This is a genomic window from Afipia sp. 1NLS2 (assembly GCF_000178995.1).
Taxonomy (GTDB): Bacteria; Pseudomonadota; Alphaproteobacteria; order Rhizobiales; family Xanthobacteraceae; genus Afipia.
In genome coordinates this window covers 312,440-337,568 of the sequence record NZ_ADVZ01000003.1, presented here as the reverse complement: position 1 = coordinate 337,568, position 25,129 = coordinate 312,440, and the positions used below count along the sequence as shown (strand labels likewise).

The window sequence follows — 25,129 nt, the reverse complement described above, 5'->3', positions numbered from 1 at the left end:
GTGAAGAGATGCGATTAACGCTTCGCTAACGCGCGCGCCACAGTGGTTAATGATACGTTGATCAATGAGTCAGCCGCACTGACATAATGGCAAGCGAGCATCCGTCATTGCGGGCCAACGGGTCGGCGCATGCGCCGCCCGAGGACAGGCTCCGCGAAGCAATCCATCTCGAGCAAGGCTGGATTGCTTCGTCGCGCACGGCTCGCAATGACGAAAGGAAAATGTCAGGCGCGCTGACGCTTGAGCTGCGGCAGGAACACCGCGAGCAACCCGATCGCGGGCAGGAACGCACACACTTGATAGACGTAGTCGATGCTGGTGCGGTCGGCGATATAGCCGAGCACGGCCGCGCCGATGCCGCCGATGCCGAACACGAATCCGAAGAACAGGCCGGAGATCATGCCAAAGCGATGCGGCATCAGCTCCTGCGCATAGACGATGATCGCGGGCATCGCCGAGGAGATGATGAAGCCGATCAGAATGCTGAGCATGAGGTTTCCGGTCAGGCTGGCATAGGGCAGCATCAGCGTGAACGGCAGCGCGCCGACGATCGAAAACCAGATGACGTATTTGCGGCCAAAGCGATCTCCGAGCGGGCCGCCGAAGAACACGCCGCAGGCGCTCGCGGCGAGAAACACGAACAGATAGATCTGCGCGGTTTGCGTCGAGACGCCGAACTTATGGATCAGGAAGAAGGTGTAGTAGCTGTTGATGCCGGCAAGATAGAACGCCTTCGAAAAACACAGCACCACCAGCACGACCAACGCGAATTTCACGCGCCCCGAAGACAGACCCACGGATTGACGCTCCGCGTGCGCCTGCTTCCGTGTCCTCATGCGCGGCTTGTACCAGGCTCCCAGCCGCCACAGGATCACGATGGCCACCGCCGCCACACCGGAGAAACCCACGATGCTGCCCTGCCCGAACGGCACGACGATCAGCGCCGCCGCCATCGGGCCAAGCGCCTGCCCGAAATTGCCGCCGACCTGAAACACCGATTGCGCGAGGCCGTAACGCCCGCCCGACGCTGCGCGGGCGATACGCGCCGATTCTGGATGGAAGACGGCCGAGCCGGTACCGACCAGCGCGGCCGCGATCAGGATCACATAGTAGTGATGAGCGACACTGAGCAGGATCATGCCGACAAAGGTGAAGCCCATCCCGAGCGCCAGCGATTGCGGCTTCGGGTGACGATCGGTGTAGATGCCGATCAACGGCTGCAGCAGCGACGACGTCACCATGAACGCCAGCGTGATAAGGCCGATCTGGCTGAAGTCGAGGGAGTAATTCTCCTTCAGGATCGGATAGATCGAAGGCAGCAACGATTGCAGCAGGTCATTCAGGAGATGCGACAGGCTCACCGCGCCCAGCACGGCGAACGCCGCCGTCGACGTCTGCGCGGGCGGCGGATCATCGGTCACGATGGGAGCCGCCGTGACATCTTCCGAAAGAATGACTGGCTTGTTCAAATGCGCACCGGAGCCGGGTTGAAAATAGCGTTCCAACCTATGGGCAGATTCTTCGGCCCGCTAGGCGGCTTTCGTCATATCCGAAATGCAACAGGCCCGGCCGAGGGTCCCGCCGGCGGCGGTATTCAGGCCGCCGCGCCGAAGCTCAAGGCCGATACGATCATATCGACCGCTTCCTCGACCCGATCGCGGTCATCGCCCTCGCCCATCACGCGGATGACCGGTTCGGTCCCCGATGAGCGCACCAGGAGGCGGCCATTGCCGTTCAGCTTCTTCTCGGCATCGGCGATCGCCGACTTCACCTGCGGATTCTCCAGCGGCTTGCCGGTGCGGTAACGCACGTTCTTCAGGATCTGCGGCAGCGCCTCGAAACGGTGGCACACTTCCGAAACCGGACGGCCGAGCTTCTGCACCACGGCGAGCACCTGCAACGCCGCGACGAAGCCATCGCCCGTGGTGGTGAAGTCCGACATGATGATATGGCCGGAGGGCTCGCCGCCGAGATTGTAACCCTGCGCCAGCATCTGCTCGAGCACGTAGCGGTCGCCGACCGGCGTACGCACCATCGACAAACCCTCGCCCGCCAGGAAGCGTTCAAGGCCGAGATTCGACATCACGGTGGCGACGATGCCCGGCTTCGCCAGCCGGCCGTCTTCCTTCCAGCTCTGCGCGATCACGGCGAGCAACTGGTCGCCATCGACCAGATGGCCGCGCTCGTCGATCACCAGCACGCGATCCGCGTCGCCGTCGAGCGCGATGCCGACATCGGCGCGCATCTCGCGAACCTTGCGGCTCAGCGCCTCGGGAGAGGTCGACCCGCATTCCTTGTTGATGTTGAAGCCATCGGGCTCGGCGCCGATGGTGATGACATCCGCGCCCAATTCCCACAGCGCTTCCGGCACCACCTTGTAGGCGGCGCCGTTGGCGCAATCGACCACCACGCGCAGGCCTTCAAGGCTGAGATCGCGCGGCAGCGTGCGCTTGGCGAATTCGATGTAACGGTCATGGACACCATCGATGCGCCGGGCACGGCCGAGATGCGCGCTCTGCGCCAGCCGCTTGTCGATGTTCTCGTCCATCAGTTCTTCGATCTGCAACTCAACCTCGTCGGACAATTTGAATCCGGAGGGGCCGAACAGCTTGATGCCGTTGTCGTCGAACAGATTGTGCGAAGCCGAGATCATGACGCCGAGATCGGCGCGCATCGATTTGGTCAGCATCGCCACCGCCGGCGTCGGAATGGGGCCAAGCAGCAGCACGTCCATGCCGACGGAGGTGAAGCCCGCGACCATCGCGGTCTCGATCATGTAGCCGGACAGCCGCGTATCCTTGCCGATCACGACGCGATGCCGGTATTCGCCGCGCTGGAACACGAGTCCCGCGGCCTGCCCCACCTTCAACGCCAACTCTGGCGTAATCAGGCCATTGGCGCGGCCACGAATACCGTCGGTGCCAAAATACTTGCGAACCATGCTGTCCCCTGATCCTGAACCCCGCCGCGAACGCTGCCAAAACGGCGCGCTTCGCCAGGAAAGCTCTCTTATAAAGAGCAGGCGGTTGAAGCCGCTTCAAAAAATATGATGAATCATTACGGCCGCCAAGCTGCCCAAATGCGGTAATCCCGATCCTGCTTAACGTCGGACTTCCACCTTAAGGCATTGAATTCATTGAATCCGTCAAGTGCCGCTGGGCCGCTTCCTGCCCCTGCGCGCGGGGTGCGGCTGGGTCACGCTGACCGGATCGGACGCGGGGAAGGAATCCTCCAGCCCCTCCTCGAGCTGTTCTTCCATATCCTTTTGATAGTCCGGCTCTTTCGGATTGTCCTTAGCCCTTTTGTCGGCTGCCGCAGTATGGTTCCGATCGGCCATGATCGCCTCCATAAGCAAATACCTCAGACTGAAACGGCCGTCGCCACGCGACATCATCAGCCGCCTCAATCTCGGATAACCCGACGATAGCCCCAAACGGGGGTGAGGCATATCACTGTCTTGCAGGCGCGACCCGCATCGACGCGGCAACATCACATCGGCGGCGTCAGGCCGTCGAGGCCGACGCTGACGCGTGACGTCTCCAGCACACCATCGGCGGTGCGCGCCGTTGCGGCGACGATCCTTGCGCCCTCCTGAAGGTCGGAGCGTTTACCGGGCACGAGTTTCACCACCGCTGTCTCGGGCGTGACGACGACCTGCTTTTCGCCGCCGCGGTATTTCACCGTCAGCATGCGGCCGTCATTGCCCTCCACCATCTTGTCGAGTCCGCCATTGGTCATGCTGCTGTTGGGCGCCGTGTCCCATGGCCGTGTTCCTTCGCCCGCGCCGCGCAGCGAGTCCGGAAACAAGTGAACCTCGGTGGCCGTCTGGTTGCCCTGCGCATCGGCGACCGACGTGACGCCGATATAGGCGCCGGGCGCGATGTCCGACATCGCTATTTTCTCGACGCCGGTGATGGCGGCGTTCGGCGTCATCTTCATCGTGACATTGTGGCCATCGGTTTTCTTCACGATCAGCAGATCGCCGTTGATGGATTCGATCATGCCGCGCACCCGCGATACTGGCGGTTGCCGCACATCGGCAAAACCGGATGTCAAAGTCAGCAACGAAGCGGCGAGGCAGATTGCGAGAAGGCGTAACGATGGCATTGCGATTCCCCTGTGATTCGGCCTTCACGTTACGCGGCAAATCTGTCGAACGTTTCGACGCTCACGCAGAGGTGAGGTCGGCCTCCACCAGCGCGCGCAATTCCGGCGTGACTTGCGGCCGCTTCCCAAACCACAACTCAAACCCACGCACCGCCTGATGCAGCAGCATGCCGAGACCATCGGCGGTCCGCAGACCGCGCGCCTTCGCCGCCTTCAGCAATGCGGTTTCGAGCGGCACGTAGACGAGATCGGCGACCGCCACATCCGCGCGCAAGGCAGATACGTCGAACGACAAAGGCGGCTGCCCCTTCATGCCGAGCGAGGTGGTGTTCACCACAAGTCCCGCCTTCGGCAGAATCGAAGCCACGTCGTCCCAGGCGACAACGCGAACCCGGTCGCCGTAAGGCTGCGCCAGCGCCTGCGCACGATCGCGGCTGCGATTGACGAGATGGATAAGCGGAACACCGCGCTCAAGAAGCCCGAATACGACCGCACGCGCCGAGCCGCCCGCGCCGAGCACCACGGCCTCGCCATCCGCATTCCAGTCCGGCGCGGACGCATCGAGATTGCCGATGAACCCCTCGACATCGGTATTGGTCGAATGCAGGCTGCCGTTTGCGAAATACAGCGTATTGGCCGCACCCACCGCGCGAGCGCGCGAGTCCGGTATCGAGAGCGCGAGCGCCTGCTCCTTGTGCGGAATCGTGACGTTCGCTCCGCGATAGCCGCGCGCGGCAAGCGAGCCGATGAAATCCGCGAAGGCCGCAGGCTCCACGGCCTCAATGCGATAGTCGCCCGCGATGCCGAACTGCTTCAGCCAGTATTTGTGAATGATCGGCGAACGCGAATGCGCAGCCGGCCACCCGATCAGGCACGCGGCAGGATCTGCGCTTAAATGATCTGCGCTAACAGGGCTCGAGCTCATCGACGATGCTCCGTTGGATTCGACCATCCCCGCCACGTCGCACGGATCAGCGGTCAAATCACGCGGCGGCGGAGGCTGTCAATGCAGCCTGGCGCTTGATCTCATCCACCGCACCCGCAATATCGCGACGGTAGCGCACCACGGGCGGCCGCGCGCCATGGATCAGCAATTCGCGCCGCACCTGATGCGATGTGCCGGTCAGAATCACGCGAATGCCCCGTTGGCGGGCCTTCGCGGCGACACGCGCAATGACATTGGCGGCGGACGAATCGAGCAGCGGCACGGCCGCGAAATCGATCACCAGCCCTTTGTGGCCGCTTGGAATCTCGTCGAGCACCGCGCCGATGGTGGAGGTCGTGCCGAAGAAGAAAGCGCCCGAAATCCGGTAAACGATGACATCCGGATCGGTCGCCAGCGCCGGATCGTACGGAATACGCTCGCTGCTGGCGCCGTCCGCCTTGTCGTCTTCCGCCAACGGCGCAAGGCTTTCGATCGCGGTTGTCGAGGCCATGCGATGAATGAACAGCATCGCACCAAGTGCAAAGCCGACCACGATGCCTTCGGTGAGATCGCGAAACACGGTGAGCAGGAAGGTCGAAAGCAATACTGCGGCGTCGCCCCACGATGAACGGACCAGCGTCGCGAATTCCTGCTTTTCCGCCATGGTCCAGGCGACCACGACCAGCACGGCCGCCAGCGTACACAGCGGAACGTAGCTCGCGAGCGGCGCGGCAATCAGGATGAACAGCAGCACGGAGACCGAGTGCATGATTCCGGACACCGGGCTGCGCGCACCGGCGCGGATGTTGGTGGCGGTGCGTGCGATCAGGCCGGTCACGCAGATGCCGCCGAACAACGCCGACGCCATATTAGCGACGCCCTGCCCCACCAGTTCGCAGTTCGAACGATGCCGTCGTCCCGTCATGCCGTCGGCGACCACGGCCGACAGCAGCGATTCAATCGAACCCAGCAGCGCGAAGGCAATGGCGTCGGGCAGCACCGCCTGCATCTTTTGCAGCGAGAATACCGGCAGGCTCGGCGCCGGAATCGATTCAGGAATACCGCCGAAGCGCGAGCCGATGGTGTCCACCGACAATCCCAGGAGCGATGCAGCCAGTGTAGCGATCACCACGCCGATCAGAATTCCCGGCCAGCTCGGGCGCAGGGTCCGCAACACGACCATCACGACGATGGTCCCACCCGCCAGCACCACCGCCGATGGATTGATAGTCCCGATCACGCCACTGAGCGCGGCGAGCTTGGGCAGAAACGCAGCCGGCTCATGACCTGACAATGTCAGGCCGAGCAGATCCTTGATCTGGCTGGCGAAGATGATGACCGCGATACCCGCCGTGAAACCCACCGTCACCGGATAGGGAATGAATTTGACGTAGGTCCCGAGCCGCAGGAATCCGGCCGCGATCAGGAACACACCGGCCATCATCGTCGCGAGGATCACGCCGTCGATACCGTGATTCTGCACCGTCTGGGCAACAAGGACGATAAAGGCGCCGGCCGGGCCGCCGACCTGGAAGCGGCTGCCGCCGAGCAGCGACACGAAAAGACCGCCGACGATGGCGGTGTAGAGGCCGCGATCCGGCGTCACGCCCGAGGCGATGGCGATCGCCATCGACAAAGGCAGAGCGACGATCGCAACCGTCAGGCCTGCCACGACGTCGGCACGGAAGCTCGCGAGGCCATAACCCTCGCGCAGCACCGTGACGATTTTTGGCGTGTAGAGTTCGACGAAGGTGGGCGCAGCCGCCTTGCCCGGCAATATGGGCAAGGCCTCGGTTGGCCGGTGTGCCGCCTGCTTGTTCATCGTCCCGGACGAAGCTGGAGACTTTGCACGCCCGCCGCGACGCTAAGCCCCGTTTGTCCCTGCACGCTTAATGGTTGCAGGGCGAAGGAATTGGCCGAGCCACCGACGAGCGCATTGGCGCCGAGACCGACACCAACCGCGGCGCTGGCATCGACACCGGCGTAGTTGCCGGACAGATCGCCGGGCCCAAGCTGGACAGTCGGCGCGAACACCACCCACGATACGGCGGTCTGGTCCGTGATGCCGAGGTCGAGGCCAACCTTGGTGACGGTCGCGATGTAAAGATCGTCTGGCCGGCCGTTGGCGCGAAAGACGCAGCCGAGATTATTCATCGATCCGACCACCAGACCGACATGGGGCCCGCCACGGCATTCGATCACTCCTGCCTGTACCCGGCCCTGCTGGGCATCGGCGGGAGCTGAGAGCGCAAAAAGAGCGGCGGCGGTAAAAGACGCAAAGGACAGGATTGCGAAGGCGCGGCGCATGGAATCCCCCAATCAAGGCCGGTGCGCGGAGGCGGCGGCCTCGCCCTTGTTGTAATCCCTGCCGCCGGGGGAGTTCAACCGGATCGCATCCGGGAGCAACCAAAAGCCCATAAAAAAACAGGCCCGCTTGCGCGGGCCTGTCCGATATATTCCATTCGCCAGAATTAGTGGCGGTGGTGACGGTGCCGCTTGGCATGACCGCGGTGCATGTAGCCAACCGGGCGCAGCTCGAGGCTGACGATGCCGCCCGAGACGTTGAGGCCGGTCTGGCCCTGCAGGCTGAGGGGCTGCAGCGCGAACGAATTGGCCGAACCGCCGACCAGGAAGTTGCTGCCGCCGCCGACGCCGATCGCGGCATTGCCGCCGACGCCCGCGTAGCTGCCGGAAAGATCGCCCGGGCCAACCTGGACGGTCGGAGCATGAACGCGCCAGCCGAAATCGGTCTGGCTGGTCGCGCCGAGGTCAACGCCGAAACGGCGGACGGTGGCGACATAACCTTCGGGACGACGGCCACGGCCCTCGAACACACAGTCGAGATTGGTCGTGGAGGTCAGGATCTGGCCGACATTCGGACCACCGTGGCAGCGAAGAACGCCAACCTGGACGCCCTGCTGCGCATTCGCAGTCGCGAACGACGCAAGAAGAAGGGCAGATGCTGCGCCGACAAGGTAAGAAAGTCGCATGGGAAGTCTCCGGCTACACGAATCGATATCGATGCGTTGGGAAAGGAAGGAAGATAGAGAGAGGAAAGCGCATAACACGCTGCCCCCCCGCTGCAAGTCACAATGCCGAGAATAGTTACAAATATCTACCGCAAATTAGCACAGAACCGCTGGATGCGATTGCATGCTTCTTCGAGGTCGCTGTTCTTGGTGGCGTAGGAAATACGGAATGCCGGGCCGAGGCCAAAAGCCGATCCTTGCACGACCGCAACGCCCTCGCTCTCCAGAAGCTCGGTGACGAAATCCTCGTCGTTTTCCAGCTTCTTGCCGGAAGGGGTCGTCTTGCCCATCGTCCCGGCACAGGACGGATAGACATAAAACGCACCTTCCGGGCGCGGACATTGAATGCCCTTGGCCTGGTTGAGCATCGACACCACCAGGTCGCGCCGTCCCTTGAACAGCTCCGCATTGGTCGCGATGAAATCCTGCGGGCCGTTCAGGGCTTCCAGCGCTGCCCACTGCGAGATCGACGATGGATTCGAGGTCGATTGCGACTGGATCGTCGCCATCGCCTTGATGAGCTGGGTCGGGCCACCCGCGTAACCGATGCGCCAGCCGGTCATGGAGTAGGCCTTCGAGACGCCGTTCACCGTCAGCGTGCGGTCGAACAGCTTCGGCTCGACCTGCGCGGGCGTGACGAACTTGAAGTTGTCATAAACGAGGTGCTCGTACATGTCGTCCGTCATCACCCAGACATGCGGATGCTTCACCAGTACGTCGGTGAGCGCCTTCATCTCGGCATGGGTGTAGGCCGCACCGGTCGGGTTCGACGGCGAGTTCAGGATGATCCACTTGGTCTTCGGCGTGATCGCCTTTTCCAGATCGGCGGCCTGCAGCTTGAAGCCGTGTTCGGCGGTGCAGATCACCGGCACGGACTCGCCGCCAGCCAGCGCCACCATTTCCGGGTAGCTGACCCAATACGGCGCCGGGATGATGACCTCGTCGCCCGGATTGATGGTCGCCATCAGCGCGTTGTAGAGCACCTGCTTGCCGCCGGTGCCAACCGTGATCTGATTGGGCACGTAGGTCAGGCCGTTCTCACGCTTGAACTTGGCGACGATCGCGTCCTTCAACTCGGGAATCCCGTCCACCGCGGTATACTTGGTCTTGCCGGCCTCGATGGCCTTGATCGCCGCCAGTTTGATGTTGGCCGGGGTATCGAAATCCGGCTCGCCCGCACCGAGGCCGATGACGTTGCGGCCAGCCGCTTTCAACTGCCGCGCTTTATCCGTGACCGCGATGGTCGCGGACGGCTTCACGCGGTCGAGGGCAGCGGACAGGAACGGCATCATTGTCTCCATTTGGGCAAGCGAAGGCCGGGACGCACCGGGATTCGCGGATTTTGGCTAAAAGTGCGCCGCACACTAGGACCGGCGGCGGTGCATCGCAAGACGCTTCGCTGCAAAGCTGCGAAATTTCGAGATTTTGAACGAAAAAGCTCCCTGAATCGGGCTTGAACACAGCATCCGCCGCCCTGCCTCGGAGACAGGCATTCCCTCGATTTTAACGGGACGCGAACCCGGCCCTGATAAGCCCGGACATCGGTTACCCCTCGCGTTTCAGGCCCCGGAATGGATGTTTCCCAACCCTCTTTGCAGCGGCTCAATCGCACGATCTGGATCGTGGTCGCAGCAATGGGCGCGAGCGTCATCATCGCATCGCTGATCGGGCCGTTTCACATCGAATGGGCATCGTTCTCGAAAGCGACGGGCGCCTGTATTCTCTTATGCGCCGCAAGCTGGTTTTACACTTCGGTCCGCCGGGACCCGAGCATCGGCAGTGCGCTGATGAGCACCGCGCAGATCGTTGCGTTCACCGCTGTCGGCGCGCCGATATCCTATGTCGCCGCAAGCGCCGGGTTTCCCTTGCAGGACGCCCTTCTCGCCAGTTGGGATCGCCACCTCGGCATCGACTGGCTTGGATACGTTTCGTTGATCACCAGCCATTCATGGCTCTACCAGATTTTTGCGTTCGCCTATGCGAGCTTCACGCTGCAAGTCATCGCGACAGTGCTGATACTTGGATTCGCGGGACACACCCTGCGCCTGAGCGCCTTCGTTCAGGCGTTCATGCTGACGACTCTCGTCACGATCGGCATATCGGCCGTCATCCCTGCCACGGGGCCATGGCTTTTCTACCATGCCCAACCCGCTCTCGCGCACGGGGCCATCCCCGTGTCGTCGACAAGCTGGCCGGTCTTCCTTGGTCTTCGGAACGGCACATTCCATGCGATGTCGGGATTGAATTCTGAGGGCATCATCACTTTCCCGAGTCTGCACGCCGCTCTCAGCGTGCTTTTCGTGCTTGCCCTTTGGCGTGTGCGCGGATTGGGATGGATAGCGCTCGCCATCAACATCATGATGATCCTGGCAACACCTTTTGCGGGTAGCCATTATGTCGTCGATGTCATCGCCGGAATTGCAATCGCATGTCCCTGCTGGCTGATAGCGCACCGGACCGTTCGCAGCGATCGGGCAAATGACATGATGCCACTTCCCTCCGTGGCGGATTCTCCCTCGATCGTGCCTCCTATCGAGAGCACTGGAACGGACACAATCGTGACGGCCGGCCTCGCCCCGGCGCAAGTCTCGCCCGAGACCGCAAGCGTCAGGCGTCCGGATATCGCGAAGACGTGATCCTGTCGCGGCGCGGCAAAATCCTGCTGCAATGGCCGCTCGAAAGAGAGCTTTCAACTATTCCAGCCTACCGGCCTTGCGGGGACGCTGCCCGCACCTCATTGTCTGGGCCAACGATGTTGCGGTCCGCCGCCCAGTGAGACGAACGACGGATGTACAAGCTCTATTCGATGCAGCGCTCCGGCAACAGCTACAAGGTCCGGCTGGCGCTCGCCCTCCTCGACGTTCCCTTTGAAGTGGTCGAGATCGACATTCTTCGTGGCGAAAGCCGCACGCCGGATTTCCTCGCGATGAATCCGCGCGGACAGGTGCCGCTGCTCGAAGTCGCCGAAAAGCATTACCTCGCCGAATCGAACGCAATCCTGTGGTATCTCGCCATCAACACGCCGCTCGCACCGGAAAGCGCCATCGAGCGCGCCGAGGCTTTGCAGTGGATGTTCTTTGAACAGCACGCGCTGGAGCCGAGCGTCGGCGCGGCCTATTTCTGGCTGGCGCTGGTGCGCGGCGGCCGCGATCTGCAAATGCACGCGCTGGAGGACTGGATGGAGCGCGGCTACGGCGCGTTGGGCATGATCGAAGCCCATCTCAGGGTGCACGAATATTTTGTATCGGGTCACCTGACTGTCGCGGACATCGCGATGTACGGCTACACCCATGTCGCCGAGCAATGCGATTTCAGCCTGCGCGAATTTCCCGCAATTCGCGCCTGGCTCAAGCGCGTCGAAAGTCATCCGCGCTTCGTGCGCATGGACTGGATTCGCGAGCCTTCCCTCAACACGGAAAAGGCCTGACGATACGATAGAAACGAGCGGGTCCAATTAGGGAACCCGCCGCGTTTCCGCCATATTTCGGGCCATTAGCGCCAAATTTCAAACGGTAAAATTTGCCACATCTGGATGCGTGGTGATTCGCACCACGCTCAGGATGCCGTGCCATGATGCGTTCGAAGATCGTTGACCGGGGTTTCGGATATTCCTTCACCCAGCAGGGTGCCCGCGACCTGACCGCTGCAGCCGTCGCTGCGGCGTGCCTGTCCGTGTGCCTCGTCGTCTCGCTTGCGATACTTTCGATCCGGTTCGTGGGCACCATCGCTTGAATTCCCGCCCGCCCTTTCTTTCGGGGTTATCGATGAAGATACCTGTCATCTTCGTCGCGGTGTCGCTGGCGGCCGCCATTCTCGTTTTGGCTTCGCTTCTGATCCTGACGCGGGCGGACAGCAGCGACACGAAAGTTCTCGGCAGCACGGCACTCGTCGCGCCCAAACTTCGTCCCTCTCAACCCTTGTGGAAGATGAAGAACGCGCCGACCGCGATAAAGGCAAAGCCGACCGCCTGATTCCAGCCGAGCGGCTCCTTGAGATAGAACGCCGAAAATCCCGCGAACACGATCAGCGTGATCACTTCCTGAATGGTCTTGAGCTGCGCCGGCGTATAGACCGCGCTGCCCCAGCGATTGGCCGGTACCGCCAGCCAGTACTCGAACAACGCGATGCCCCAACTGACCATGATGACCAGGACCAGCGGGCTCTCCTTGAACCGCAGATGTCCATACCAGGCGAAGGTCATGAAACAGTTCGAGGCAAACAGCATCAGGATCGGCAAGATCGCGGGCGAAATGGTCGGCATCGGTTTTCCTGGGTAAAAAATGAAGGAAGGATCGTTTCAACGTCTCCGGCCCCGAATAGATCGCTGTGCCGGAGAAAAATCTGTCGCGCGGATGTAACAAATTCCGGCTAGCTTTTGAAAGCGGGCACCTTTGCCCATCGTTCGCCTTTGCGGCCTTCGGTCAGCCCCCTGCAGCTCCCCCTGCATCATGACTGGCGGTCGCATTTTTTTGCGATCTGCCCCGCGGTAGCAGGATATAAGCGGCTCGCCCAATGTCTTATTTCGGCCTCTGATGATCCGTGCCGCCTTTGCCATTCTCGCGCTGAGCCTGACCTTTCTGGTGCTGGCGCCCTTTCATCTTCTCGGCCTCGCCTTGCAGAATGATTTGCAGCGCAAGGTGCCGGTGCTGTTTCACCGCATCGTCTGCCACATCCTCGGCGTGCGCATCCACGAGATCGGCCAGCGCGCCTCCGCCGAACATATCCTGATCCTGTCGAACCACGCCTCCTGGCTCGACATCTCTATCCTCAGTTCGCTGGCCCCCGTCGTGTTCGTGGCGAAATCCGAAGTCGCGGGCTGGCCCATCTTCGGCATGCTGGCGAAGCTGCAACGCACCGTCTTCATCGAGCGTGAGCGGCGCCACAAGACCGGCGAGGCGACCGCCGAAATGGCAAACCGTCTGCACAATGGCGACAGCGTCGTGCTGTTTCCGGAAGGCACCTCGAGCGACGGCATTCGTATCCTGCCGTTCCGTTCGGCGCTGGTCGGCGCGGTGCATCACGCCATGGGTGACGGCAGGAAGAACATCGTGGTGCAGCCGGTGTCGCTCGCTTACATGAAGTTCGGCGGCGTGCCGGTCGGACGCGCGCTGCGCGACAAGGTCGCGTGGTATGGCGAAACCGACCTCGTGCCGCATCTGTTGGGCGTGCTCGCGGCAGGCGCGGTCGATGTCACGGTGACATGGGGCGAGGCCATCGTCTGCGATCTCGACGCCAGCCGCAAGCAGATCACGCGCGACGCGGAAACCGCCGTGCGCCGCATGACAGCGACTGCCCTGCGCGGCATTTCATAACGTCTAGACAACAAGGCCCTGCATTGGCCTGACCCCGACACTATCCGGGAAGACGCTTTCGGCCAGCACACGCTCGCCGAGACCGAGATGGTCATGCAGAAGGCCTTTCAACACACCGCGCAAATCCGTCGTCGGTTTAAGATCGCGTGCCTGGTAAAGGTCGGCAGTCTTCAAGCCCGGCCAGTCCGAGATCACGCGGCCGCCCTTGATGGCGCCGCCTGCAAGCAACGCAATGGTGCCGGTGCCGTGATCCGTTCCCGACGTTCCATTGATGCGCGCGGTACGGCCAAACTCCGTCACGACCACGATCGCGGTATCCCGCCATTTGTCGCCAAGCCCGGTTTCAAAATCGGCGAGCGCGCCGTCGAGACCCGCCAGCAATTGCGCGAGCCGCCCAACAGGACCGCCCTCATTGGCGTGGGTATCCCAGCCATCGAACGCAAGCGCGGCAATCCGGGGACCGTCATCTTTCGCCATGATCCTGGCTGCCCCCTGCGCAGCAAGCCGCATCGCATTTGGGCCGCCGAACATCGGCTTCATGCCGCCATCGTTCGCCGCGAGCTTGTCGATCTGCAACCCCTGTGACAGAGCGGTGGCAAGTATCGGATCGCGATGGTTATAGAGTTCGATCAAGCGCATGGCGGTGTCGTCGGCCGCCTGAGGAAGCCGCGCCGGCACCCAGCCGACCGTGGGCGCCGCGCCGCGCAGCACCAGCGGCGTCGTTGCACCGACGCCCAGACCGCGCGAGACATGTTCGCCACGCGGCAGATTTTCCAGAGCGCGATTGAGCCATCCGCTTTGCACCCGGCCGGGACCGGCAAAACCGCTTTCCAGCACGTCCTGCCCGTCAAAATGCGAACGGTCACGATAGGCCGTCGCGGTCGCATGAATCACGGCGGCGTTGCCGTTTTTATACATCCGCGCGAATTCCGGCATTGATGGATGCAGCGCGAAAAAAGAATCGAGCGCGATCGCCGGATGCGGCCCCTCAAGCGCGAGCGCAATGGAGCCGTGCAGCCCGGCGTAATCGGGGTCGGCGACGGGCGCGACGGTCGCGATGCCATCCAGCGCGCCGCGCAGGATGATCGTTATCAAATGTGGATCGCGCCCATCGGCGGCATGGGCAAATTTCGGAAGATAGGCCCATGCTGCGAAGGCCGCGCCACCGGCCAGCAGCGTGCGCCGGGACAAACCGCGCAGCGTCCCGTCTTCGCAGCATTCAAGAAAACGATCATGCATGGTTCATCTCCTCTGGAATTCCGGCGACATCAAAAGCAGGGCCAGCGCCTGTTCACGCGTCTCCGCGCGCGCGACGACCTTGCGCGTGTCGTCCGAGGCGGCCTCTCCCGCACACGCCTCCAGCACATCGTTCGGATTCAACATGCCGGCGATGCGTGAGGAAATCTGCGAGGCGACGTCGAGCCGGAGTTTCATGTTCTCCGGCGACGCCCACATTGCGTTGGTGTCGGCGAAACCATTCGGCCCCGGCGGAGTCCAGAGCGGCTCACCAAGCAGGTTGAGCGCACCGAGGTAGCGGCCCGACTCCTCGGGAATCCGGCCCATGATCCGCCCCGTCGCGACGAGAAATTCGTTCGGCGTGCGGATCTTCGTCATCGGCGCCGTCCAGGCTTCATCTGAATCCACGAGCGTCGTGGCGAGCACTTTCAGGTCGCCATCCGTCCGTGCAAAAGCTGTTTCCAGCTTTGCGACCAGCGCAGGCGGCGGATCGTCCGCGATGAAATGCGCCGCAAATTTGTGGGCGATGAACTTCGCCGTTGCGGAACGGCGCGCAATATCCGCCAGCACCATTTCGCCCTGCGTCACACCCGTATCGTCGTAGACCTTGCCCAGCAATTTTTGCGGGCCGGGTTCATGCGCGTTGGCATTGAAGATGAATGTGCCGGGCTCGCCGAGCCGTCCCGCCCGTCCGCCGAAGGTCCATCCGGTCAGGATGGCCGCGAGCGTGGTGACATCCTGCTGGGTATAACCATTGCCGACACCCAGCGTGTGCAACTCCATCATTTCGCGCGCGAGGTTTTCGTTCAGCCCACGCTTGCGGTTGCGCCCTGCCCGCGAATTCGGTCCGACCGACTGCTGATTGTCGAGATAGAACAGCATCGCCGGGTGTTGTTCGACAGCCAACAGCATGTCGCTGAACCGGCCGAGCACATGCGGCCGGATTGCTTCCCGCTCAAAAGAGCCCGCCCATATCCGCGCAAGTTGTCCCTTGTTCGCGGAAATGCAGAAATGGTTCGACCAGAACGCGACGAGCCGCTCCACGATACCGCTTTCGGCCATCGTCGCACGCTGCACGCGCGCGAGGGCTTCGGCACGAAACGTCTGCTGGATCACATTGGGCGACTGCCGTGGCGACGGCTTGCCATCGGATGCCATGGCAAGCGCCTGGGCGGCCGCCTTGCGCTGCTGTTTAACCTCGGCCTGATAATCGAAAGCCACCTGCGCCAGCGCCGGTGTTGCCTGCAAACCGGGAACATCGAGCAGAGCGATATTCCGGCGGCCGAGTTCCGCCTTCACGAAATCCCGCGGGTCGGACGCCGCGCTGGCAAAGTCGCCCGCGCCGCCGCCCCGCGCACCCAGTCCAAAGCGATTCAGAGCTACCAGCGCCGCCTGTGGATCGCGTGCCATCTTGCAGATCGCCCGTTTGTCGGTTCGTGTAGAACAGGCGCGGATGACGCGCCGGGTCGCATGAACAGCACCTGAAAGATTTGGCTGAATTTCGTTGGCGGAATGAAAGATACGTCACAAAAGCTCGATCAAGCGCGCCGGATCATCTGCGCGCGCTGCGGCGCGGCCTTCACGTGCGATCTGTCGGGACATTGCTGGTGCGCGGAGGAAACCGTGAAGCTGCCGATGCCGCGCGCGGGCGAGGACTGCCTGTGCCCCGCCTGCCTGCGCGCCAGCGCCCACGGCCTCGATCAACCGAAGCCGTGAGCCACGCAGAAGTCTAGGCGGCTTCCACCACGGGCGCTTTCCTCGCCATGCCATCGAACAGATCGAGCATACGCTCGCGCCAGGCATGGATCAGATCGTCGGGCTTCAACAGCTCGAACGGGCTCGTCACCCGCGCCCACTGGAACGGACCGAACACGATGTAGTCGGCATAGTTCGGCTTCGCTCCACCGATGAAGCGTTGCGTGCGCAATGTCATCCGCAGCGGATGCAGCCATTTGTGCAGGCTCTCCAGCCGTTGCTCCCGTCCGGCGACAACTTCCTCCAGCGGCCTGCCCATGTTCTTCTCGCGGGTCCGGCGAAAATAATCTTTGTCGCCCGCATCGAGCTGGTCGTGGATGTCGGCGATGATAAACGGCGCAATCTGGCCGACCGACACGTCGCTCCAGTTATTGAGGAGACGCGCCATCCCCCGTCCACCCTCGCCGCCGAACAGCGAGGGTTTGTCGGGATACGTGTCTTCCAGATATTCCGCGATCGTCCATGAATCGTTGACGCGGGCCTCGCCATCGACCAACACCGGTACCTTCTCCGAGCCGTGCGCCTTGATCGCGTCCTTCTGCGCAAATCGCCACGGCACCGTTTCGAAAGCCAGTCCCTTGTGCGCCAGCGCCATGCGCGTGCGCCAGCAATACGGGCTGAAAAGGCGCGCGGGATCGCTGCCGGCGAGTTCGTAAAGCTGCCTTGCCATCAATTCTTGCCCGCAACCTGACCGAACAGAATCTTTTTCGATTCCTCATTCACCGTCGGCGTCTTGTCCGGGTTCACCTGCTTGGCAAGCTTGTAAGCGCGCGCGGTGGCGGGGCGCGCATAGATCGCCTCGAACCAGCGCTTCAGATGCGGAAAGTCATCAAGATTCTGCTGCTGATTCTTGTAGGGCACGATCCACGGATAGCAGGCCATGTCCGCGATCGAATATTCACCGGCGATAAACTCACGGTCGGCGAGGCGCTTGTTGAGCACGCCGTAAAGCCGGTTGGTTTCCTTGACGTAACGCTCCATCGCGTAGGGAATTCGCTCCGGCGCATACTGCACGAAATGATGGTTCTGCCCGGCCATCGGGCCGAGGCCGCCCATCTGCCACATCAGCCATTGCAGCACGTCGAAGCGCTTGCGCATGTCGGTCGGCAGGAATTTTCCGGCTTTCTCCGCGAGGTAGATCAGGATCGCACCCGATTCGAAAATCTTGACCGGTTCGCCACCGTCCTTCGGCGCCTGATCGATGATCGCGGGCATGCGGTTGTTCGGCGAAAACGCGAGGAATTCCGGCTTGAACTGATCGCCCTTGGAGATGTTCACCGGCACGATCTTGTAGGGAAGGCCGCTCTCTTCCAGAAACATCGTGATCTTGTGGCCGTTCGGCGTGGTCCAGTAATAAAGGTCGATCATTTCGTGCGTCCTGACGGATAAAGACAGATTCATGCGAATGCATGAACCTTGCGCGATTGCTCCGCCAAGTCAACCAGAACGCCCTACCCTCACCGATTGTTCATCGCCGGACCGCGAACATAGTCCCGCATTGAACCGATGCATTCCCGATGAGACAAATAATGAGTCGCCCCGATAAAGAATCTGCCGAGGACGCCATGACGTATTCCAAAACCGACCTGCAAGCCGCCACCGACGCCGGCATCATCTCGGCCGGACAACTGGAGACATTGCTGGCGTTCCTGCAATCGCGCGGAACGGCTTCGCCCTCATCGCCGAAGTTCGATGTCGTGCATGTGTTGTGGTACGCGGGCGCACTGATCGTGATGGCCGCCATGGGCCTGTTCAGCACGCTGGCGTTTTCGCAGATGGGCGGACAGGCGCTCACCGCAACGGCACTCGTCTATGCCGCGCTGTTTACATGGGCTGGTTATTATCTGTGGACCGTGAAGAACCTGCAGACGCCGGGCGGACTCCTCATCGCGATTGCGGTGTCGATGGCCCCGCTGGCGGTTTACGGCATTCAGGATTCGCTCGGCCTATGGAGCAAGTTCGGCAAGCCCGGCACCACGCGCGACTTCTATATCTGGGTTCGCGGAAGCTGGATCTTCATGGAGCTTGCAGCCATCGCCGCCGCCGCGCTGGCGCTGCGGTTCTACCGCTTTCCCTTCATCGTCTTCTTGGCTGCGTTCGCTTTGTGGTTCCTGTCGATGGACATCGTGCCGTGGATCACCGGCTCCAAACTGCGTGATTTTGAAACCGCGCGGATCGTCTCGATCTGGTTCGGCCTCGCCATTCTCTGCATCGCAGTTGCGGTGAATTCGTATCAGCGCAGCGGCGATTTCGCCTTCTGGCTTTATCTGTTCGGCGTGCTGACATTCTGGGGCGGCATTTCCGCGACTTCCGGCGGCACCGCGCTGCAGAAGGCTCTGTATTGCGCGATGAATGTCGGCTTCCTGTTTCTCGCCGTGTTCCTAGGCCGCCGCGTGTTCGCGGTGTTCGGCACCATCGGCATCGCCATGTATCTCGGCGATCTGGCCGAGAAGGTTTTCAAGGACTCGCTGCTGTTCCCGTTCGCGCTATCCCTGATCGGTGTCGTGATCATCGCTTTCGGCCTCTATTACCACCGCCACCAGACGGCCATCGCGGGCTGGATCGACGCGCGGATGCCGGAAACATTGAAACGGCTGCGGCCCGCCAACGGCGTCACCTGAACCCTTTTCCTGCGCACCTTGCGGCCCCATATTTCGCGCATGGCGAAAAATCCCGATTCCCCGAAAAAGCCGGCGAAAACTCCAAAATCCAAAGCCCACCGCGCCGATGTGAGACCCATCGGGCCCGCGCTGGCGGAGCTTTTGAACCCCGCGATCAATCGCGGGGAAAGCGGCCTCGGCTCGGGCACCGGCCTGCAACCGCCGCCGGACAATTCATGGGATCGCCGCAACGGCGGCGAAGCCGCCGCGCATCGCGCGCGCAAATCGACGCCGAAGACGTTCGATCAGGATAGCAAACCGCGGCCGCAAGGCTTCGACGAGGCACCGCAGGCGAATTACGGCACCAGCGCGACCATTCCGACGCTCGATCCTGAACTTGCCAAGCAGCTCGGCTACGATGTCGAGGACGATGACTCATTTCGTCCCGCGCGCAACAAAATGGAGTCGCTCGGCGTCAAGGCGACCGCCGATGCGCTGGAATCGCTTATCAAAGAGGGACGGCCTGAATTTCGCGGCGACAAAATCTGGACGCCGCACCGCCCGCCCCGCCCCGAGAAATCCGAAGGCGGCGTGCGCTTCGAGTTGAAGTCTGAATACCAGCCGAAGGGCGACCAGCCGCAGGCGATCGCCGAACTTGTCGAAGGCATCAACCGCAAGGACCGCACGCAGGTGCTGCTCGGCGTCACCGGTTCGGGCAAGACCTACACCATGGCACAGGTGATCGCGGCGACGCAGCGCCCCGCGCTGATCCTCGCGCCGAACAAGACGCTGGCCGCGCAGCTTTACGGCGAATTCAAGAGTTTCTTTCCGGACAACGCGGTCGAATACTTTGTCTCGTATTACGACTACTACCAGCCGGAAGCCTACGTCCCACGTACCGACACCTATATCGAGAAGGATTCCTCGATCAACGAGCAGATCGACCGGATGCGCCATTCCGCGACGCGCGCGCTCTTGGAGCGCGACGACGTCATCATCGTCGCGTCCGTATCCTGCATCTACGGTATCGGCTCGGTCGAGACGTACACCGCGATGACGTTTTCGCTGAAAAAGGGCGAGCGCATCGACCAGCGGCAGATCATCGCCGATCTCGTGGCGCTGCAGTACAAGCGCACGCAGGCCGACTTCGCGCGCGGCACATTTCGCGTGCGCGGCGACACCATCGACATCTTCCCGGCGCACTATGAAGACCGCGCATGGCGCGTGAACCTGTTCGGCGACGAGGTCGAAAGCATCGAGGAATTCGATCCGCTCACCGGCCACAAGAGCGACGAGCTTGAATTCGTCAAGATTTACGCGAACTCGCACTACGTCACGCCGCGCCCGACGCTCATTCAGGCCATCAAGGGCATTAAGAGCGAGTTGAAATGGCGGCTCGATCAGTTGCACGCGCAGGGCCGCCTGCTGGAAGCGCAGCGGCTCGAGCAGCGCACCACCTTCGATCTCGAAATGATGGAGGCGACCGGAAGCTGCGCTGGCATCGAAAACTATTCGCGCTACCTCACCGGCCGCAAACCCGGCGAGCCGCCGCCGACGCTGTTCGAATACGTGCCGGACAACGCGCTGGTGTTCGCGGATGAAAGTCACGTCACCATTCCGCAGATCGGCGGCATGTTCAAAGGCGACTTCCGCCGCAAGGCGACGCTCGCCGAATACGGCTTCCGCCTGCCCTCCTGCATGGACAACCGGCCGCTGCGCTTCGAAGAATGGGACATGATGCGCCCGCAATCGGTCGCGGTATCGGCAACGCCCGCGGCTTGGGAAATGAACGAGAGCGGCGGCGTGTTTGTCGAACAGGTGATTCGCCCGACCGGGCTGATCGATCCGCCGGTCAACATTCGACCGGCGCGCACGCAGGTGGACGATCTGCTCGGCGAAGTGCGGGCCACAGCCGCAAAAGGCTATCGCTCGCTCATCACCGTGCTGACCAAGCGCATGGCGGAAGACCTCACCGAATATCTGCATGAGCAGGGTATTCGCGTGCGCTACATGCATTCGGACATCGACACCATCGAGCGCATCGAGATCATCCGCGACCTGCGGCTCGGCGCGTTCGATGCACTTGTCGGCATCAACCTGTTGCGCGAAGGCCTCGACATTCCCGAATGCGCGCTGGTCGCGATCCTCGACGCCGACAAGGAAGGTTTCCTGCGCTCTGAGACGTCACTCATTCAGACCATCGGCCGCGCCGCGCGCAACGTCGACGGCAAGGTGATCCTCTATGCCGACCAGATGACCGGCTCGATGGAGCGCGCGATCGCCGAGACCGACCGCCGCCGCGAGAAGCAGGTTGCCTACAACGAGGCTAACGGCATCACGCCGGAGAGCGTGAAGAAATCCATCGGCGATATTCTCAATTCGGTTTACGAGCGCGACCATGTGCTGGTCGAAGTCGGCGATGGCGGCATGGCGGACGACGTCATCAGCATCGGCCACAATTTCGAGGCGGTGCTGGCCGATCTCGAAACCCGCATGCGCGAGGCGGCAGCCGATCTCAATTTCGAGGAAGCGGCGCGGTTGCGCGACGAGGTCAAGCGCCTGCGCGCGACCGAGATGGCCGTGGTGGACGATCCCACCGCCAAACAGAAAGCCGTCACCGGCAAGGCCGGCGCTTACGCGGGCGCGAAGAAATACGGCGACAGCGCCAACCTGCCGCCGAAACAAAAGTCGCGCATCCACAAGCCTTCACTGGATGAAATGGGCATCGCCACCTGGCACGAGGTGTTGCCGGACCGCAAAGGCGCGAAGCGCCCGCGCAAGCCGACGCTCGATGAAATGGGACCGGGCACCGAGAGCCGAATCTACAAGCCGAAATCGATGCGCGAGGGCGGACAGGAATTCGGCGGAGTCATCAAAGGCCCGTCGCCGCGCTCAACCGGCGGCGCACCGGGACATCGCGGCGGGTGGAAGAAGAGGTAGGTTACTCCGCTGCTACCAACCCTGCACGCGAATGATGCGCGTAAGTCTTCCACGTTGGCTTGTAATCGTCATCAGCCTGATTGCCCCACGTCGCCCAGTTCTTGCGGGTACCCCGCGCAAACAGTTCAAGAAATGGCCCCGGCGAGCAGGACTCGATAATCTCGTATTGCTCATCTGGCTTGCGTGAATGCTCACGCTTGCGCGTGGCCAATAAATTCACTTGGCGCCGCCCCGGCGCAAGCGTGCGCGCGTTTTTCCCGCGCACACCAAACAAGATTACTTCAGTTACATTACGAAAATAGAATCCTACGCCGCGACCATCAGAGCCGCCGTCCTTGCGGACTTTGTGCCACACAATATTGGATTTATAGTTGAAGCCCCACGCTTTCATCACCGCCAAACCTTCAGGCAGCAGCGCATTGGGGCACCAAAGGTAAAGGTGTGACGTGGGTGCAGCTATATCCGCCACAGGTAGCATCATGATTTCATCGAGCTTCATGGTGCCATAGCGCGAAAGTCGCTTATGCTCCGGCGCAACCTTGCCGGTCTTGTTCGTGAACTGCCAAGGAGGGTCGGCAAGAATTGTCGAAAATCGGCGCTGACCAGCGAAGCTCAGCAGATCTTTCGCGGGCAAAGTCATCGACGAATCAACCTTATTAGCCATAAAGATCGATACCCGTACTGTATGTTTTGCACCATATCATGTTCATGATATGTTCTCAAGATACTTGGTGATAAGATTCTGTACCGCCCTCTCATCATTGTTCGGTTTTATGTCGACAATCCATCTCATCCCGCCCGATTTATTGGATCGTTACCACGTTAAAGAGTGGCGAAATGCTACTGGTGTTTTGGCAACAGCGTGCCCAAACGAATGGAGCGAACTCCAAGAGGTTCTGCGTGATTTCACGTTACTGAAATCAGAAGTTCGAATTGGCGGCGGCAATCGTTCGCTCATTAGTCGTCGCATTGATGAACCACTGTATGCAAAAGGATGGGTCGAAAAAAACTTCGATACATCGATCATTGTCGATGACATAGAGATTAAAAGCCCAACTCACGCGGTTGATTGTTTTAAGGCAGGTGTGGCCGTTGAGATGGAGTGGAACAACAAAGACCCATTTTTCGACCGTGATTTAAATAACTTTCGACTTCTCTTCGATTTGCGAGCAATTCAAGTAGGCGTTGTCATTACTAGGTCATGGGAATTACAGGAAATTTTTAAAAGTATCGGAAAAGGCTCATCTTACGGGAAGGCGACGACACATCACGAAAAACTCTGGCCAAAGGTCGAGGGTGGAGGTGGCGGGGGATGCCCCGTACTAACATTCGCGATCAAACCGGAAAATTTTGTGGATGATGGAGAGGCCGCCTATTTAGCTTTAAAGGCCAAAGTTGAAGCAGACAAAGCAGCCAAAAAGGCGGCGAAGAAGGCTGGGTTGATCGACGACGAAGACGAAGAAGAAGAAGACGAATAGGTTCGTTCTCTCTATCCCACCCCCGGCGCTTCGTGGCCGGTGCGCGCGACATATTCCGTGTAGCCGCCGCCATATTGATGGATGCCGTCGGGCGTCAATTCCAGCACGCGGTTGGAGAGCGCGCCGAGGAAGTGGCGGTCATGCGAGACGAACAGCATCGCGCCCTCATATTGAGCAAGCGCCGCGATCAGCATTTCCTTGGTGGCGATGTCGAGGTGGTTGGTCGGCTCGTCTAGCACCAGAAAATTCGGCGGATCGTAGAGCATCTTCGCCATCACGAGGCGCGCCTTCTCGCCGCCTGACAGCACGCGGCATTTCTTCTCGACATCATCGCCGGAAAAGCCGAAACAACCAGCCAGCGCGCGCAGCGAGCCCTGCCCGGCCTGCGGGAATGAATCCTCCAGCGACTGAAACACCGTGCGCTCGCCGTCGAGCAGGTCCATCGCGTGCTGGGCGAAATAACCCATCTTCACGCTGGCGCCGACCGCGACATCGCCCTCGTCCGGCTCCGACGCGCCCGCGACGAGTTTCAACAGCGTGGACTTGCCCGCGCCGTTGATGCCCATCACGCACCAGCGCTCACGGCGGCGGACCTGAAAATCAAGGCCATCATAGATTCGCCGTTCGCCGTAACCCTTCTGAACGCTTTTCAGCGTAACGACATCCTCGCCCGAGCGCGGCGCAGGCGGAAAATCGAACGACACAGTCTCGCGCCGTTTCGGCGGATCGACGCGCTCGATCTTGTCGAGCTTCTTCACCCGGCTCTGCACCTGCGCGGCATGCGAGGCACGCGCCTTGAAGCGCTCGATAAACTTGATCTCCTTCGCCAGCATCGCCTGCTGACGCTCGAACTGCGCCTGCTGCTGCTTGTCGGCCAGCGCGCGCTGCTGTTCGTAGAATTCGTAATTGCCGGAATAGGAGGTCAGCGTGCCACCGTCGATCTCGATGATCTTGTTGACGATACGGTTCATGAACTCGCGGTCGTGCGAGGTCATCAAGAGCGCGCCATCGTAATTCTTGAGAAAACCCTCCAGCCAGATCAGGCTTTCGATGTCGAGATGGTTCGACGGTTCGTCGAGCAGCATCACGTCCGGACGCATCAGGAGAATCCGCGCCAGCGCCACGCGCATCTTCCAGCCGCCGGAGAGATTGCCGACATCGCCATCCATCATCTCCTGCGTGAAGCTGAGCCCCGCGAGCACTTCGCGGGCGCGGCTTTCCAGCGCGTAGCCGTCAAGCTCCTCGAAACGCGCCTGCACCTCGCCGTAGCGCGTGATGATCTCATCCATCTCGTCCATGCGGTCCGGGTCGGCCATCGCGGCTTCAAGCTCTTTCAGATCGGCCGCGACTTCGCTCACCGGGCCGACGCCGTTCATCACCTCGGCCACAGCGCTGTGCCCTGCCATCTCACCGACGTCCTGGCTGAAATAGCCGATGGACACACCGCGTTCGACCGCGACCTGGCCTTCGTCGGGAAGTTCCTGCGCGGTGGCGAGGCGGAACAGCGTGGTCTTGCCGGAACCGTTGGGGCCGACCAGGCCGATCTTCTCGCCCTTGAGCAGGGTCGCCTGCGCCTCGATGAAAATGATCTGATGGCCGTTCTGCTTGCCGATATTGTCGAAACGAATCATGACGCCGTTGAATGATGAGAGATGAAGGATTTGCGCAGGCTCTTACGGCATGCGCGGCCGTTGCGAAAGGGCATAGTTCCCTTATGAGCCACGACCGGCGAATTTCAGAAATGCGA

General features: G+C 61.4%; 24 protein-coding genes. 8 read left to right on the top strand and 16 right to left on the bottom strand.

Annotated features, from left to right (window positions below; translation table 11 throughout):
* Window positions 1–224: 224 nt before the first annotated feature.
* The 9 genes from AFIDRAFT_RS13075 to AFIDRAFT_RS13035 all read right to left on the bottom strand — a co-directional run bounded on the left by AFIDRAFT_RS13075 (window position 225) and on the right by AFIDRAFT_RS13035 (window position 9,350).
* Window positions 225–1,469: an MFS transporter gene (locus AFIDRAFT_RS13075; protein WP_040298457.1), complete on the bottom strand. Its 1,245-nt coding sequence runs from the start codon at window positions 1,467–1,469 to the stop codon at window positions 225–227.
* Between the two features lie 125 nt (window positions 1,470–1,594).
* Window positions 1,595–2,941: a phosphoglucosamine mutase gene (gene glmM, locus AFIDRAFT_RS13070; protein ID WP_009339969.1), complete on the bottom strand. Its 1,347-nt coding sequence runs from the start codon at window positions 2,939–2,941 to the stop codon at window positions 1,595–1,597.
* 204 nt (window positions 2,942–3,145) lie between these two features.
* The gene (locus AFIDRAFT_RS13065; RefSeq protein WP_040298456.1) at window positions 3,146–3,337 is read right to left on the bottom strand and encodes a hypothetical protein; all 192 of its coding nucleotides are present in this window, start codon (window positions 3,335–3,337) and stop codon (window positions 3,146–3,148) included.
* A 152-nt stretch (window positions 3,338–3,489) separates the two neighbouring features.
* Window positions 3,490–4,107, bottom strand: a complete 618-nt coding sequence (locus AFIDRAFT_RS13060) for a hypothetical protein (RefSeq protein ID WP_009339967.1) — start codon at window positions 4,105–4,107, stop codon at window positions 3,490–3,492.
* Between the two features lie 61 nt (window positions 4,108–4,168).
* Entirely contained in the window at window positions 4,169–5,032 is an 864-nt protein-coding gene (locus tag AFIDRAFT_RS13055; protein ID WP_009339966.1) for a shikimate dehydrogenase, read from the bottom strand.
* Window positions 5,033–5,090: 58 nt separating this feature from the next.
* Complete coding sequence (locus tag AFIDRAFT_RS13050; RefSeq protein WP_009339965.1) at window positions 5,091–6,854, bottom strand: SulP family inorganic anion transporter; 1,764 nt, start codon at window positions 6,852–6,854, stop codon at window positions 5,091–5,093.
* Window positions 6,851–7,339, bottom strand: coding sequence for a DUF992 domain-containing protein (locus AFIDRAFT_RS13045; RefSeq protein ID WP_009339964.1), 489 nt, complete (start codon window positions 7,337–7,339; stop codon window positions 6,851–6,853). The genes AFIDRAFT_RS13050 and AFIDRAFT_RS13045 overlap by 4 nt, the downstream gene beginning before the upstream one ends.
* A 164-nt stretch (window positions 7,340–7,503) precedes the next feature.
* A complete protein-coding gene (locus AFIDRAFT_RS13040; protein ID WP_009339961.1) occupies window positions 7,504–8,022 on the bottom strand; it encodes a DUF992 domain-containing protein in 519 nt (172 codons plus the stop codon).
* A gap of 125 nt (window positions 8,023–8,147) precedes the next feature.
* A complete protein-coding gene (locus AFIDRAFT_RS13035) occupies window positions 8,148–9,350 on the bottom strand; it encodes a pyridoxal phosphate-dependent aminotransferase (protein WP_009339959.1) in 1,203 nt (400 codons plus the stop codon).
* 282 nt (window positions 9,351–9,632) lie between these two features.
* Here AFIDRAFT_RS13035 and AFIDRAFT_RS13030 point away from each other — a divergent pair, with 282 nt between their 5' ends.
* The 3 genes from AFIDRAFT_RS13030 (at window position 9,633) to AFIDRAFT_RS20050 (ending at window position 11,793) form a co-directional block, all read left to right on the top strand.
* Entirely contained in the window at window positions 9,633–10,697 is a 1,065-nt protein-coding gene (locus AFIDRAFT_RS13030; protein WP_009339957.1) for a phosphatase PAP2 family protein, read from the top strand.
* A 152-nt stretch (window positions 10,698–10,849) separates the two neighbouring features.
* Complete coding sequence (locus AFIDRAFT_RS13025) at window positions 10,850–11,488, top strand: glutathione S-transferase family protein (protein WP_009339955.1); 639 nt, start codon at window positions 10,850–10,852, stop codon at window positions 11,486–11,488.
* Between the two features lie 143 nt (window positions 11,489–11,631).
* Window positions 11,632–11,793 carry a hypothetical protein gene (locus AFIDRAFT_RS20050; protein WP_009339953.1) on the top strand — a complete coding sequence of 54 codons (162 nt, stop codon included), beginning with the start codon at window positions 11,632–11,634 and terminating at the stop codon, window positions 11,791–11,793.
* 178 nt (window positions 11,794–11,971) lie between these two features.
* On the opposite strand, the gene AFIDRAFT_RS13020 is transcribed toward AFIDRAFT_RS20050, so the two are convergent.
* The gene (locus tag AFIDRAFT_RS13020) at window positions 11,972–12,322 is read right to left on the bottom strand and encodes a DMT family protein (RefSeq protein ID WP_009339950.1); all 351 of its coding nucleotides are present in this window, start codon (window positions 12,320–12,322) and stop codon (window positions 11,972–11,974) included.
* A gap of 271 nt (window positions 12,323–12,593) precedes the next feature.
* Between AFIDRAFT_RS13020 and olsA the strand changes: the two genes are divergently transcribed.
* A complete protein-coding gene (gene olsA, locus AFIDRAFT_RS13015) occupies window positions 12,594–13,373 on the top strand; it encodes a lyso-ornithine lipid O-acyltransferase (RefSeq protein WP_009339948.1) in 780 nt (259 codons plus the stop codon).
* Window positions 13,374–13,376: 3 nt separating this feature from the next.
* Here the strand turns inward: olsA and AFIDRAFT_RS13010 are convergent, their stop codons facing one another.
* Together AFIDRAFT_RS13010 and AFIDRAFT_RS13005 are read right to left on the bottom strand one after the other, a co-directional pair.
* Complete coding sequence (locus AFIDRAFT_RS13010; RefSeq protein WP_009339946.1) at window positions 13,377–14,612, bottom strand: DUF1501 domain-containing protein; 1,236 nt, start codon at window positions 14,610–14,612, stop codon at window positions 13,377–13,379.
* Window positions 14,613–14,615: 3 nt separating this feature from the next.
* Window positions 14,616–16,019 (bottom strand): DUF1800 domain-containing protein, encoded by a 1,404-nt coding sequence (locus AFIDRAFT_RS13005; RefSeq protein ID WP_009339944.1) that lies wholly within the window; start codon window positions 16,017–16,019, stop codon window positions 14,616–14,618.
* 102 nt (window positions 16,020–16,121) lie between these two features.
* Here AFIDRAFT_RS13005 and AFIDRAFT_RS13000 point away from each other — a divergent pair, with 102 nt between their 5' ends.
* Complete coding sequence (locus tag AFIDRAFT_RS13000; protein WP_040298406.1) at window positions 16,122–16,325, top strand: cysteine-rich CWC family protein; 204 nt, start codon at window positions 16,122–16,124, stop codon at window positions 16,323–16,325.
* 13 nt (window positions 16,326–16,338) lie between these two features.
* Here AFIDRAFT_RS13000 and AFIDRAFT_RS12995 read toward each other — a convergent pair whose 3' ends face one another.
* Together AFIDRAFT_RS12995 and AFIDRAFT_RS12990 are read right to left on the bottom strand one after the other, a co-directional pair.
* Window positions 16,339–17,034, bottom strand: a complete 696-nt coding sequence (locus tag AFIDRAFT_RS12995) for a glutathione S-transferase family protein (protein WP_009339942.1) — start codon at window positions 17,032–17,034, stop codon at window positions 16,339–16,341.
* A complete protein-coding gene (locus AFIDRAFT_RS12990; RefSeq protein WP_009339940.1) occupies window positions 17,034–17,732 on the bottom strand; it encodes a glutathione S-transferase N-terminal domain-containing protein in 699 nt (232 codons plus the stop codon). Before AFIDRAFT_RS12990 ends, AFIDRAFT_RS12995 begins: the two co-directional genes overlap by 1 nt.
* A 197-nt stretch (window positions 17,733–17,929) precedes the next feature.
* On the opposite strand from AFIDRAFT_RS12990, the gene AFIDRAFT_RS12985 reads away from it, so the two are divergent.
* Window positions 17,930–18,985 (top strand): hypothetical protein, encoded by a 1,056-nt coding sequence (locus AFIDRAFT_RS12985; protein ID WP_009339937.1) that lies wholly within the window; start codon window positions 17,930–17,932, stop codon window positions 18,983–18,985.
* Window positions 18,986–19,024: 39 nt separating this feature from the next.
* The gene (gene uvrB / locus AFIDRAFT_RS12980; protein ID WP_009339936.1) at window positions 19,025–21,904 is read left to right on the top strand and encodes an excinuclease ABC subunit UvrB; all 2,880 of its coding nucleotides are present in this window, start codon (window positions 19,025–19,027) and stop codon (window positions 21,902–21,904) included.
* A gap of 1 nt (window position 21,905) precedes the next feature.
* On the opposite strand, the gene AFIDRAFT_RS12975 is transcribed toward uvrB, so the two are convergent.
* The gene (locus AFIDRAFT_RS12975) at window positions 21,906–22,544 is read right to left on the bottom strand and encodes an MT-A70 family methyltransferase (RefSeq protein ID WP_009339935.1); all 639 of its coding nucleotides are present in this window, start codon (window positions 22,542–22,544) and stop codon (window positions 21,906–21,908) included.
* A gap of 133 nt (window positions 22,545–22,677) precedes the next feature.
* Here AFIDRAFT_RS12975 and AFIDRAFT_RS12970 point away from each other — a divergent pair, with 133 nt between their 5' ends.
* Window positions 22,678–23,382: a BglII/BstYI family type II restriction endonuclease gene (locus AFIDRAFT_RS12970; RefSeq protein WP_156186904.1), complete on the top strand. Its 705-nt coding sequence runs from the start codon at window positions 22,678–22,680 to the stop codon at window positions 23,380–23,382.
* Between the two features lie 11 nt (window positions 23,383–23,393).
* Here AFIDRAFT_RS12970 and AFIDRAFT_RS12965 read toward each other — a convergent pair whose 3' ends face one another.
* Window positions 23,394–25,013 carry an ABC-F family ATP-binding cassette domain-containing protein gene (locus AFIDRAFT_RS12965; RefSeq protein ID WP_009339933.1) on the bottom strand — a complete coding sequence of 540 codons (1,620 nt, stop codon included), beginning with the start codon at window positions 25,011–25,013 and terminating at the stop codon, window positions 23,394–23,396.
* Window positions 25,014–25,129 lie beyond the last annotated feature (116 nt).